Below are 12,952 nucleotides of genomic sequence, written 5' to 3' on the forward strand. Positions count from 1 at the left end.
ACCGCCAATTGTCGGGTAGTTGACGGGGCAAGAGCTCAGCGCGGACTAGCCGACCGGCAGCGCCTCGCGCACGCCGCGGGTCGCGCGGTAGGAAACCGCCACACCCGCGGCGCTCAGCGCGGTGAACACCGTGAACAGCCAGTGCGCCGCCATCCCGTCGCCGCCCTTGGCGGTGTTGACCACCACCCCCGCCAGACCGGCGGCGATCGCCGCGGAAATCAGCTGGACGGTGTTGATGGCCGCCGAGGCGGCGCTGCCCTCGGCGGGGTCGTCGACCGAGGCCATCGCGCGCGCCGACAGATGCGGCCAGGCCATTCCGATCCCGGTCCCGGCCACCAGCAGCGCCGTGGCCCACAGCGCGGCCGTCCAGGGGGACGTGTCGCCGCGTTGTGCGACCGCGGCCAGGGCCAGGCCGGACGCCGCGACAATCGGCGCCGCCACGATCACCCGCCCGATCGTGCGGGGGCTCTCCAGCGATGCGCTGACGATCTCGCTGACCGTCCAGCCGAGCGCCAGCGCGGCTCCCAAGAAACCGGCCGCGATCGGGGTCAGGTGCGCCAACCGCTGGCCGAACAGCGGCACGTAGGTGTTCACCATCGCGGCGCCCATCAGCGCGCCCATGGTCAGGTAGATCCACTTCAACGGCCCGGGGCCGAACACGCTCGGTGGCAATATCGCCGCGTGCGTCCGCCAATCGACGACCACGAACACGCCCACCAGCGCGATGCCGGCGGCGAGCAACGCGAACGTCGCCAGCGTGTTGCGCGGAATCTGGGCGACGCTGACCGCCAGCGCGGCGGCACCGATCAGCAGCAGCGACCGCACCGGCACCTTCTTCGACGGTATGGCGGTGCTCGGTTCGACGCGGGCCAGCGCGACCGGCACCAACATGGCCATCAGGCCGGTAAGCACCGCCATCGCCACGAAGGCCCAGCGCCACAAGCCGAGCTGGGCGAAAAGACCACCCGTGGTGGGGCCGACCACCGTCGCCACTCCCCACATCGCGGACACCAGCGCCGAGCCACGCGTCCACAACACCCGCGGCAGGGCGGAATTGATCACGGCGTATCCGAGGCCGGCCAGCAGCCCGCCGGCCACGCCCTGCAGGGCACGCCCGGCGATCAAAACGTGCATGTTCGGCGCCGCCGCGCAAACCAGGCTGGAGACACCGAACACGGCGAGTCCGGTCAGGTAGGACGAGCGCGCCCCCGCGCGCAGCAGCATCGGATTGACCATCGCCGCCGCGACCACGGACCCCACCAGGTACAGGGTGGTCACCCAGGCATAGAGCCGGCTGCCGCCGATTTCGGCGATGGTGTTGGGCAACAAACTGGTGGTCAGGAACTCGTTGGTGGCGTACAGGGCCACTCCGCCGGCCAGCAGGATGGAAGTCCTCAGATACCTGGCTCCCAGCAGCTGATCCCAGCCGCCGGTGACGGTCGCGGTGTCGGTCACCCTTCTACCGTATGGGGTGTCGCGAGAGTGACGATCCGAGATGCGCTGCCAGCAAACTCATTTCAGGCCGGCGGCGTCCATCCCCCGCAGTTCCTTCTTCAGGTCGGCGATCTCGTCGCGGAAGCGCGCGGCCAGCTCGAACTGCAAGTCACGCGCGGCGGCCATCATCTGCGCGGTGAGGTCTTTGATCAGGTCGGCCAGTTCGGCGCGCGGCATGCTGGTCGTGTCGCGGCCCTCGAACACGCCCGCGCTGACGGCGCGGCCCGGCTCGCCCTGGGCGCGCCGACCCCGGGAGGAGTTGCGTCCGGAGCCGCCGATCCCCACCGTTTCGGTATCGTCGGCCTCGCGATAGACCTGGTCGAGGATGTCGGCGATCTTCTTGCGCAGCGGCTGCGGGTCGATGCCGTGGGCCTCGTTGTAGGCGACCTGCTTGGCCCGACGGCGCTCGGTCTCGTCGATCGCCTCCTTCATCGAGTCCGTGATGGAGTCGGCGTACATGTGCACTTCGCCGGAGACGTTGCGGGCGGCCCGGCCGATCGTCTGGATCAGGCTGCGCGAGGACCGCAGGAAGCCCTCCTTGTCGGCGTCCAGGATCGCCACCAACGACACCTCGGGAAGGTCCAGACCCTCCCGGAGCAGGTTGATGCCGACGAGCACGTCGTACTCGCCCAGCCGCAGCTGGCGCAGCAGCTCCACCCGGCGCAGGGTGTCCACCTCGGAGTGCAGATAGCGCACCCGGATGCCCATCTCCAGCAGGTAGTCGGTGAGGTCTTCGGCCATCTTCTTGGTCAGCGTCGTGACCAGCACCCGCTCGTCGGCGGCGGTGCGCTTGCGGATCTCCCCAATCAGGTCGTCGATCTGCCCCTTGGTCGGCTTGACCACCACCTTCGGGTCCACCAGTCCGGTCGGCCGGATCACCTGCTCGACGAATTCGCCGCCGGCCTGGCTGAGTTCGTACGGGCCGGGGGTGGCCGACAGGTACACCGTCTGCCCGATCCGGTCGGCGAATTCCTCCCACGTCAGCGGGCGGTTATCGCATGCGGAGGGCAGGCGGAACCCGTATTCGACCAGGTTGCGCTTGCGGGACATGTCGCCCTCGTACATGCCGCCGATCTGGGGCACCGTGACGTGTGACTCGTCGATGACGAGCAGAAAGTCGTCCGGGAAGTAGTCGAGCAGGGTCGCCGGCGGCGAGCCCGGTCCGCGGCCATCGATGTGCCGCGAGTAGTTCTCGATGCCCGAGCAGAAGCCGACCTGGCGCATCATCTCGATGTCGTAGTTGGTGCGCATCCGCAGCCGCTGCGCCTCCAGCAGCTTGCCCTGGCCCTCCAGCTCGGCCAGCCGTGCCGCCAGCTCCTCCTCGATCGTCGAGATCGCGTGGGCCATCCGCTCCGGGCCGGCGACGTAGTGGGTGGCCGGGAAGATCCGCAGCGAGTCGACCTGGCGGATCACGTCGCCGGTCAGCGGGTGCAGGTAGTACAGCGCCTCGACCTCGTCGCCGAAGAACTCGATGCGCACCGCCAGTTCCTCGTAGGAGGGGATGATCTCGACGGTGTCGCCGCGCACCCGGAAGGAGCCGCGGGTGAAGGACAGGTCGTTGCGGGTGTACTGCACGTCGACCAGCAGCCGCAGCAGGGCGTCGCGGGGCACCTCGGTGCCGACGCTGAGTTCCACGGAGCGGTCCAGATACGACTGCGGCGTGCCCAGGCCGTAGATGCACGACACCGAGGCCACCACGACGACGTCGCGCCGCGACAGCAGTGACGACGTCGCGGAATGCCTCAGCCGCTCCACGTCGTCATTGATCGAGCTGTCCTTCTCTATGTAGGTGTCGGTCTGGGCGATGTACGCCTCTGGCTGGTAATAGTCGTAGTACGACACGAAGTACTCAACGGCGTTGTGCGGCAACATCTCTCGCAGTTCGTTGGCCAGCTGGGCGGCCAGCGTCTTGTTCGGCGCCATGACCAGCGTGGGCCGCTGCAGCCGCTCGATGAGCCAGGCGGTGGTGGCCGACTTGCCCGTGCCGGTGGCACCGAGCAGCACCACGTCACGCTCCCCCGCCCTGATGCGCCGTTCCAGCTCGTCGATGGCGGCCGGCTGGTCGCCGGCGGGCGCGTGCGGGCTGACCACCTCGAAGTGGCCGCCGACGCGCACGACCTCGTCGACCGCGCGGTATTCCGAATGGGCGAGTACCGGATGTTCCGTGGCGAAAGCCATGCCAACAGGTTAGAACCGCGCACCGACAAGTGTCGCGTGCCCGGCGAGCACAGCCACATCCGTCACAGGAGTACCGGGGCGAATGGACAAGACGATCCGCGAACTTGCTAGCGCCGGTGATATCAGATTCGAAAGGCGGCTATTGGTGCGGACAGCCGCTATCCCGCGGGACGGGTCCACGTCCGCGTGACCGGGTCACACTGCAGCAGGTAGCCGTCGTTCGAGGTGGTCATGGCGAACACCGAGGTGCCCGGCCGGTCGCACGAGCTGCCGGAAGCGTGCACGCCCATCGTGATCGGGGCCTTGGCCCAGCTGTTGCCCTCGCAGACGATCTGCTCGCTGTTGGTGGGGTCGTAGGCCAGCTTGCCGACGTCGCCGCACACCGCGCCGAGCACGGGCGGCGCCGGGGCCGAGGCGGCCGTCGACGTGGCGACGGCCTGGGCGGGGTCGCCCAGGTTCACGCCGGCCGGCACGTCGCCGACCCGGGTCGCCACCACGGGCACCCGCACCACCGCGCCCTGCGCACCACACTCGTTGTTCAGCACGGTCTCGGTCACGGTGCCGCGCAACGTGCCGTCGGCCTGGGGCGCCAGCGACCACACCAGCGTCTCCTGCTGGGTCGCAGTGGCCTGGCCGTTGGGCGGCGTGCAGTCCATCCGCTCCTGTTGAGGCGCGCCCTGCCAGTAGCCGCCGACGAAGTGCAGCGTGTCAGTCTTGCCTCCGTCGGCCGTTTGGTGGGTGGCGTTGTCCAGCCGGGTCCCGGTGGCCGCGCATCCGTTGGTGGTGCACGCCGAGCTGAAAGCCCACCAGCCGGTGGCGGGGCCGTCGTGACGGATCGCGACGCCGTTGGTGGTCCGCTTGCTCTGGTCGTAGTCCAGCTTGTAGCTCCCGTTGAGTACCGGTCCGCCGGATCTTGCCGGCGCGGCACTCGGCGTGGGGACGGACGGCTTCGACGCGAGCGCCGGGTTGGCCGGCGGGGTGTCCGGCTCGAAGGAGTACAGCACCGACCAGGTGGCCGCCACGGCGATCAGCATCGCGCACACCAACCCGACCGCCCACCGCGTCCGCGCCGAGAGCCGGTGGTTCATCGCCGCAGCGACGGTGCGGGGCCGGGCGCGTGGGCCGGCTTGCGCGGCGCCGTCGGATCGCTCACTGACGGCGGCGGCGAACGCGCGGCACCGCTCGAACCTGTCCCCGGGTTGCTTGGCCAAGGCCTGGTGGAACACCTCATCGAGATGCGCCAACTCCGGGCGGTAATCGCTGAGCCGGGGCGGATCCTCGTGCAGGTGCTGGCTGATCACCGCGATCGGATTCGAGTGCTGAAACGGCGGCGCACCGGTGAGCAGATGGAAAGCCGTTGCGGCCAAGGCATATTGGTCTGCCCGCCCGTCGATGTTGGACCCGGTCAGCTGTTCCGGCGCGGCGTAGGCCACCGTCCCCACGGCGACGTTGGTCTCGGTGATCCCGCTGATGTCGCCCAGGTGACGTGCGACCCCGAAGTCCGCCAACAGAATTCGGCGTTCGCCGTCTTCCGGGTGGGTGAGCAGGATGTTGGCCGGTTTGACGTCGCGGTGCAGCAGCCCGCGGTCGTGCGCGTAGTCGAGCGCGCCCGCGACGGCGTGGACAATGGCGCACACCTCCTGGATCGGCATTCCGTCCTGGTAGCGCTCTTTGACCAGCCGGGAGGCGTCGGTGCCCTCGACGTAGTCCATGGAAATCCAAAGGTGGCCGTTGAATTCGCCGCGGTCGTGCACGCCGACGACGTGGGGATGCCACAGCGTTGCGGCGAGATCGGCCTCGCGGTTGAACCTTTCGCGGAATTCGGGATCGGCCGTGACCGCCTCCGCCAGCACCTTGATCACGTCGCGGCGCGGCAACCGGGGATGCAGGGCCAGATACACCTCGGCCATGCCGCCGGCGCCCAGCTGCCGCAGAATCGTGTAGCCCGCGAACGGCGCCCCGCCGGTTATCGACGGGCGGGACCCGTCGGCCTGCCGCGCGGCCTCGGGCTCCACGCTCGGGCGCGAGCTGACCGGGGGAACGCGGCGGAACAGATGGGAGATCGTCACCGCGGGCAGCGAGTGAAAGCCCGCACGCATCGCCGCACCGGCCTGACGTCGGCTGCTCAGCAGCCGCCGCCCGGCGCCGATGCGCCGGGTAGTCCCCCGGTGTTCATCCATCTATCCCCTCGTCCCTGTCCGCTGCCCCAGCCTTCGACGCGGCCCGCCTCCCTGGGCACCTGCATCACGACTGGGGCCGTGCGTCGCCTCGGCGCTGCGGGCCGGCACCACGGTGTGCCCGGCGCGCCCCGAAACTCCCCCTCCGTTCAGATCATGCCGGATCCCGGTGGGGGGTTCGCCTCAGCAAGCTATGAAACGGTTATGAGTGGCCGAACCGAAACATAGCGAAATCACAGGCGATCCCAATAGAGACCACTCACCGAACGCACCGATACTTGAGTAGTGACTCGACCCGCCCCGCCCATCCTGACGATTCGGCACGACGGGTCCCAACGATCCTTCGCGGCCGGCCACGAGGTGGTCATCGGCCGCGACACCCAGGCCGACGTGCGCATCGCCGATCCACGGATCTCGCGGGCCCACCTGATCCTGCGTTTCGATCAAGGCCGATGGCTGGCAATAGACAACGGGTCGCTGAACGGCACCTATCTCAACGGCTACCGGATGCCGGTCATCGATATCCACGACGGCCAGAGCATTCACGTCGGCAATCCGCGGGGACCGCGGCTGACCTTCGCGATCGGACCGCAGCAGGGCTACACCGATCGGCCCGGCAGGTCGCGGCCGAGCCCGGAGGCCGGACCGCCGACGCTGGCCTGGTCGGCGCTTCCCGAGCAAACGAATCCCGTCAGGAATCCCGGCCGCGGCGGCGCCAACGCGGCGCCGGCCCGGCCGGTGCCCCCCAGGCCGTCGGGCGGGCCACCGAATTCACCGCCCCGCCAGCCGGTTTCGCCGCCGCGTCAGATGCCGAACAGGCCCGTGCCCGCGCCGGGCGTCCGCGGCACACCGCTCGACGAGCGCACCGTCGTGCACGCCGCGCCGCCCCAGCCGGTCGCGACGCCACCCGCCGAACTCACCGTGGTCGACGCCAAGACGGCCGACGTGTCGAACCTGGCAACGCGGTTTGTGAAGCTGCTCTCACCGCGCGCGTCGGCCGCCGCGGGAACCCCGGGCGCCAAGACGATCGGCCGGGCCGCGGAGAACGACATCGTGGTCTCCGACGTGTTGGCCTCACGCCAGCATGCGACGCTGGTGCAGACGCCGCTCGGCAGCGAAATCCGGGACAACAGCATCAACGGAACCTTCGTCAACGGCACCCGGGTCGGGTCGGCGATCCTGTCCGATGACGACGTCGTCACCATCGGCAACGTCGACCTCGTTTTTCGCGACGGCACCCTGACCCCACGCAGCGAGGCCGCGACGCGCACCGGCGGTCTGGAGGTGCGCAACGTCAAGTACGTCGTCGACAACGGCAAACAACTGCTGGACGACATCTCGCTGATCGCGCGCCCCGGCACCCTGACCGCCGTCATCGGCGGGTCGGGCGCCGGCAAGAGCACCCTGGCCAGGCTCATCGCCGGCTACACCACCCCCAGCTCCGGCTCGGTTACATTCGAGGGTCACGACATTCACACCGAGTACGCGTCGTTGCGCAGCCGCATCGGCATGGTCCCGCAGGACGACGTGGTGCACCGGCAGCTGACGATCAACCAAGCCCTCGGCTACGCCGCCGAACTGCGCCTGCCGCCCGACACCAGCAAATCCGACCGGGCCAAGATCGTCGCTCAGGTCCTCGAAGAGCTCGACCTGACCAAACACGCCGACACCCGGGTGGACAAGCTGTCCGGCGGTCAGCGCAAGCGCGCCTCGGTGGCGCTCGAGTTGCTCACCGGCCCGTCGCTGTTGATCCTCGACGAGCCGACTTCCGGCCTCGACCCGGCGCTGGACCACCAGGTCATGATGATGCTGCGGCAGCTGGCCGACGCCGGTCGGGTGGTGATCGTGGTGACGCACATGCTGTCCTACCTGGAGACCTGCGATCAGCTGCTGTTGGTGGCCCCGGGCGGCAAGACGGCCTATTGCGGCCCGCCGGACCAGATCGGCGAAGCCATGGGAACCACCAACTGGGCGAAGATCTTCACGAAGGTGGGTGCCGATCCCGACGAGGCCAACCGGCGCTTCGTGGAGCAACGTGACGCCGAGAAGCGGCCGCAGAAACTGTTGCCGGACAAGGCCGATGCGCCTGGGGTTCTGGGCGAACCGGTGCATACCAGTGTGCGACGCCAGATTTCGACGGTCGCCCGGCGGCAGATCCGCCTGGTGGTGGCCGACCGGGCGTACTTCGTCTTCCTGGCCCTGTTGCCGTTCATCCTGGGCTCGCTGTCCCTGACCGTTCCCGGCAGCAACGGATTCCATCTGCCCGGCGCGAACGCCGGGACGCCCGACGAAGCGGCGCAGATCCTGGCCCTGCTGATGCCGGCCGCGGCATTCATGGGCACCGCGCTGACCATCCGCGACCTGGTCGGCGAACGCCCGATCTTCCAGCGCGAGCAAGCGGTCGGGCTGTCGACCACGGCGTATCTGCTCGCGAAGACCGCCGTGTACTGCGGGTTCGCGGTCCTGCAGTCGGCGATCATCACCGCGATCGTGGTGATCGGCAAGAGCGCACCGACCCGCGGCGGCGTCCTGCTCGGCCATTCGACCATCGGGGCGACCGTCGAACTGTTCGCCACCGTCGCGGCGACCTGTCTGGCTTCGGCGATTCTCGGCCTGGCGATCTCGTCGCTGGTCCGCTCCAGCGAGCAGATCATGCCGCTGTTCGTGGTGACGGTGATGGCCCAGCTGGTGCTGTGCGGCGGCATGGTCCCCGTGACCGGACGGATCGGGCTTGACCAGCTGTCCTTCGGGATGCCCGCGCGGTGGGGCTACGCCGCGGCGGCGTCGACGGTCGACCTGCGGCACCTGGTGCCCGATTCGCTGCTGTCCCAGGACCGGTTCTGGCAGCACACGTCGAAGGTCTGGCTGCTCGACATGGCCATGCTCGCGGCGTTGTCGCTGTTCTATGCCGGTTTCGTGCGGTGGAGAATCCGGCTTCGACGTTAGAGTTGCATGATCCATCCGCCGAAGCACGAGACGTTCGACCTCGTCGCCCGCACCAACACCGATCCCAAAGGCATCGTGCGGGCCGTGGACGACTATGCGGTGCATCCGTGGGGCCTCTACGTGGCCCGGCCCACTCCCGGCCGCGCCCAGTTCCACTACCTCGAGTCGTGGCTGCTGCCTTCGCTCGGCTTGCGCGCCACGGTCTTTCACTTCAACCCGGGCCATGAACGCGACCACGACTACTACCTCGATGTCGGTGAGTACACGCCCGGCCCCGACGTCTGGCGTTCCGAAGATCACTACCTCGACATCGAGGTCCGCACCGGCGACGGCGCTGACCTGGCCGACGTCGACGAGTTGCTGGATGCCGTCCGGCTCGGCTTGTTGACCCCGGACGACGCCGAGCGGGCGGTGCGGCGCGCCGTGGACGCCGTGGCCGGGTTGGCCCGCAACGGTTATGACCTGTCCCGCTGGCTGGCCGGCCACGGGATGGAACTCACCTGGCGCGAGAGGTAAGCCGCGGCAAGGCTGAACCAAGGTCTAACGGCCCTATCCTCGGCGCGCCCGCGGCCCTAATTTCGGCAGTGCCAAGCCGACAAACGCCGACGTCCGGCGAACGGATCTGAGGAAGCCGTGGCGTTTTTCCAAGTGATAGCAGTCGATCTCGACGGCACATTGACCTTGGACGGTCAGCTGTCGCCCCAAACGCTGGACGCCATCTACGGTGCTCGGCACAAAGGATTGACCGCCGTCCTGGTCACCGGCCGCATCCGAACTGAACTGCAGGCGGAATTCCCCCACATCGCGGACCACTTCGACGCGCTGGTGCTGGAAAACGGTGCCGTGATGGTGATCAAGGGACGCACGTCGAGGTTGGCCGACCCGGTGGACAGCAGCCTTGACGACGCGCTCGGTGAACGAGGGGTGCCGTCCCGCCGGGGCGAGGTCATGGTCGCCACCGACGGTGAGCATGCCTCGAGCGTCGTGGACGTGATCGGCGAACTGGAACTGGATTGCCAGGTCATCCGGAACCGGTCCGCACTCATGGTGCTGCCGGCGGGTGTCACGAAAGGCAGCGGGCTGCGCGCGGTCCTGACCGAGCTGAACATGTCACCGCACAACACCGTCGCTATCGGCGATGCGGAGAACGACTTGTCGCTGTTCGGCATCGCCGAGATCGGCGCCGCGGTGGCCAATGCCATTTCGTCCGTGCGCCGGCGGGCCGATCTCGTCCTTACCGAACCGGACGGCGCCGGCGTCGCGGAGCTGCTGACCGGGCCGTACCTGAGTGGGGCACAACGCTGGTGCCCGCCGCGACGATGGGTCGACATCGGCACCTTCGACGACCACACCCCCACCCGGGTGCCGGGGAGCCAGGGCCGCATCCTCGTGACCGGCCCTGCCGGCTCGGGGAAAAGCTACCTTGTCGGCCTGCTGGCAGAGCGATGGATTTCGGCCGGCTACTGCGTCCTGGTCATCGATCCCGAGGGTGACCACACACAACTACGGGAACTCAGCGGGGTCGAGGTGATCGATGGCCGCAACTACCTTCCCGAACCCACCGAATTGGTCAACAGCCTCAACCCGCATTCCAGTGTGGTGGTGGACATGTCCGGGATCGTCGAGCCAGATAAGGCCGAGTACTTGCACCTGCTGCGATCGACCGCGGAGGCGCATCGTGAAGAACACGGATTCCCGCACTGGGTGATTTACGACGAGGCGCACCTCCTCGGCACCAACGAGGAAGCACGCTGGGCACGACGCGGCGGCTATGTGTTGTCGTCGTTCGCGCCCGCCGCACTGCCCGCCCAGGAGATCGACAACAGTGACGTGGTGCTGACCCTCACCACCAGTGGCGACGCCGCAGCCCTGACCGCGGTGCGACGGGCCACCGTCAGCCTCGGCGGCGGGCCGTCTCGCGCGTTCACCATCGCTGAGCGCCAGACCGGCCACGTGCGGCACCGCCACAAATATGCCGATGTCCGCCTTCCGGATGACCGCCGGTTCTACTTCCACACCATCAATGACCGATCCGTCCGGCCGGCCGCGACGATGCACGAATTCCGTTCCGCGATAAGCCATATCGATTACCAGGCGCTGCAGTACCATCTCGAACGCGGGGATTTCTCCCGCTGGCTGGCCTCGACCATCACCGACAGGGACCTGGCGAAGCAGGTCGCGGCCTGGGAGGACGAGGTAGTGGCCCGCCGCGCCGCCGATGTGGAACACATCCGGCACGAACTGATCCGCGCGGTGGAAGAACGGTACCTGCTGCACGGCGCCGCCGAGGGGCACCAGCCACCCGCTCGAGGGAGCGACTGGTCCGGCGGGACCGGGAGGCCGGGGCAGACCGCGATGTAGGGGACATCCGGTGAGACCCAGTCGTTCCACTGCCGGTGGCTCATGTTCGCAGAAAGCTTGTCGCAGAGCAGCGCCGGCCAGTCCGCCTTGGGTGGCGCGGGCCACGGGCCTGACCGCTTGGTCCATGGATAACCTTGAGCGTAATGTCGGCAACTATGAGCTGCACCGGCCGCAGGCTGCTGCCCATCACCGCGGTAACGATCATCGCCGTTGGCTCCCAACTGAGTCCGGCGACCGCGCGGGCGGACCTGCACAACATCACCTACCGCGCCCGCATCGACGCGCTCACCACCGGCAGTCAGGCCACCTTCATCATCAACGGCGGCCAGACGAACACCACCAACCTTCCGTCCATGCCCGGCAACGCATTCGAGGCAAACACGGTGCTGCCCGACCCGCAGCAGGCCGGCATGCGGATAGTGCTTCGTTTTCCGTATTCGGCGAACGTGCACTGCGAGATCGACGTCGACGACAACGTTTTCACCCAGGCCGACCAGGTGGTGAAACCGGCGCCCGGAAATGCCGAGCCCAACAACGGCGCGCTGCAGTGCGGTGCACCGCTGCCCGGCTGATCCGGGCTAGGGTCGCCAGCCCGTCGAATCCGCCCACTCCCAGGCGCGCCGGTAGGCGTCAGGGAACCATTGCTCCTTGGCGTCGGCGTAGGACGCGGCGTCGCCGCCGGCCTGAGCTTCGGCCGACCGCTTGGCGGACAGGTAGTCGGCCCGCGCCTCGGGGCTGGCCGACAGCCAGGCGACGAACAGCAGCGCGAACTGCTGGTTGGGCCAGCCATCGACCCGGATATGCACGTTGGTCGGGCGACCCGGGTCGGCCGAGGCGTGAATCCGCTTGTCCCACAGCGCCGCATCGTCACTGTGGTTGTAGCGCTCGACGGCGCTGCGCGCACCGGGCTTGGCGACATCGGAGGTGATGCGCTCGATGCGGGGGTAGCCGGCGGCCAGCAGGGGCTCGACGAGTTCGTCGGCGGCCGCCAAGGATTCCACGGTGATCTGCACGTCGATCACGTCCTTCGCCGGAAAGTCCGGCACGGCGGTCGAACCGACGTGGTCCACGCGAATCGCCCGGTGGCCGCAGGCGGTCCGCAACCGGTTCACGATCCGCCGCGCCTGATCCGGCCAACTCGGGTCGGGCGACACTAACCGCGCCGGCGCCGGGACGACCCGATGCTGAGTCAGGTTGTGCGCGAAGGGCAGTATCCGGTGGTCCCACACGTCATGGGCCCGCTGCACCAACTCCTCCGGACTGCCGGAGTTATCCACGCAGATGTCGGCGACTGCGCGGCGCTGCTCGTCGCTGGCCTGCGCGGCGATCCGGGCGCGGGCGTCGGATTCGGGCATGCCGCGCTGATCGACCAGCCGTCGCAGCCGGACCTCGACGTCGGCGTACACGATGACGACGAGCGGGAACAGCGGCGCCATGCCGGACTCCACCAGCAGCGGGATGTCTTCGACGACAACCGAATCCTCGGGCACCGAGGCGATGATCTCGGCGCGGCGCTTGCCAACCAGCGGGTGGACGATGCCGTTCAGCCGCTGGCGCGCCTCGTCGTCCCGGAAGGCCTTGGCGGCCAACGCGGGACGATCCAGCGATCCGTCGGGAAGCAGGATGTCGTCACCGAACGCCTCGACCAGCGCCGCCAATCCCTCGGTGCCCGGCTGGACCACCTCGCGCGAGATGACGTCGCCGTCGACGATCACCGCACCGCATTTCGCGAAGGTGGCCGACAGCGCCGACTTGCCGGCGCCGATGCCACCGGTCAACCCGATGCGCAGCATTCG

Annotated in this window: 8 protein-coding genes; 4 read left to right on the forward strand and 4 right to left on the reverse strand. The window is 68.6% G+C overall.

Features of this window, described 5'->3' with window-relative positions; all coding sequences use genetic code 11:
* Positions 1 to 45: 45 nt before the first annotated feature.
* From A5773_RS09115 to A5773_RS09125, 3 genes are all read right to left on the reverse strand, one after another.
* Positions 46 to 1,455, reverse strand: coding sequence for an MFS transporter (locus tag A5773_RS09115; protein ID WP_067790591.1), 1,410 nt, complete (start codon positions 1,453 to 1,455; stop codon positions 46 to 48).
* 57 nt (positions 1,456 to 1,512) lie between these two features.
* Complete coding sequence (gene uvrB / locus A5773_RS09120) at positions 1,513 to 3,672, reverse strand: excinuclease ABC subunit UvrB (protein WP_067265003.1); 2,160 nt, start codon at positions 3,670 to 3,672, stop codon at positions 1,513 to 1,515.
* Positions 3,673 to 3,830: 158 nt separating this feature from the next.
* Complete coding sequence (locus A5773_RS09125; protein ID WP_066953146.1) at positions 3,831 to 5,852, reverse strand: serine/threonine-protein kinase; 2,022 nt, start codon at positions 5,850 to 5,852, stop codon at positions 3,831 to 3,833.
* A gap of 282 nt (positions 5,853 to 6,134) precedes the next feature.
* Here A5773_RS09125 and A5773_RS09130 point away from each other — a divergent pair, with 282 nt between their 5' ends.
* From A5773_RS09130 to A5773_RS09145, 4 genes are all read left to right on the forward strand, one after another.
* Entirely contained in the window at positions 6,135 to 8,795 is a 2,661-nt protein-coding gene (locus tag A5773_RS09130) for an FHA domain-containing protein (RefSeq protein WP_197507863.1), read from the forward strand.
* A 75-nt stretch (positions 8,796 to 8,870) separates the two neighbouring features.
* Complete coding sequence (locus A5773_RS09135; protein ID WP_066953334.1) at positions 8,871 to 9,311, forward strand: DUF402 domain-containing protein; 441 nt, start codon at positions 8,871 to 8,873, stop codon at positions 9,309 to 9,311.
* 117 nt (positions 9,312 to 9,428) lie between these two features.
* Positions 9,429 to 11,156 carry an HAD hydrolase family protein gene (locus A5773_RS09140; RefSeq protein ID WP_067790593.1) on the forward strand — a complete coding sequence of 576 codons (1,728 nt, stop codon included), beginning with the start codon at positions 9,429 to 9,431 and terminating at the stop codon, positions 11,154 to 11,156.
* Between the two features lie 155 nt (positions 11,157 to 11,311).
* Entirely contained in the window at positions 11,312 to 11,728 is a 417-nt protein-coding gene (locus A5773_RS09145) for a hypothetical protein (RefSeq protein WP_066953150.1), read from the forward strand.
* 6 nt (positions 11,729 to 11,734) lie between these two features.
* Here the strand turns inward: A5773_RS09145 and coaE are convergent, their stop codons facing one another.
* Positions 11,735 to 12,949: a dephospho-CoA kinase gene (gene coaE, locus A5773_RS09150; protein WP_067790596.1), complete on the reverse strand. Its 1,215-nt coding sequence runs from the start codon at positions 12,947 to 12,949 to the stop codon at positions 11,735 to 11,737.
* Positions 12,950 to 12,952: the final 3 nt, after the last annotated feature.

It is taken from the genome of Mycobacterium sp. 852014-52450_SCH5900713 (assembly GCF_001667075.1).
Taxonomy (GTDB): Bacteria; Actinomycetota; Actinomycetes; order Mycobacteriales; family Mycobacteriaceae; genus Mycobacterium.

Coding starts and splice junctions, on each gene's coding strand:
- uvrB (WP_067265003.1), bottom strand. CDS start 3,672: ATGGCTTTCGCCACGGAACATCCGGTACTCGCCCATTCGGAATACCGC.
- A5773_RS09145 (WP_066953150.1), top strand. CDS start 11,312: ATGAGCTGCACCGGCCGCAGGCTGCTGCCCATCACCGCGGTAACGATC.
- coaE (WP_067790596.1), bottom strand. CDS start 12,949: ATGCTGCGCATCGGGTTGACCGGTGGCATCGGCGCCGGCAAGTCGGCG.
- A5773_RS09125 (WP_066953146.1), bottom strand. CDS start 5,852: ATGGATGAACACCGGGGGACTACCCGGCGCATCGGCGCCGGGCGGCGG.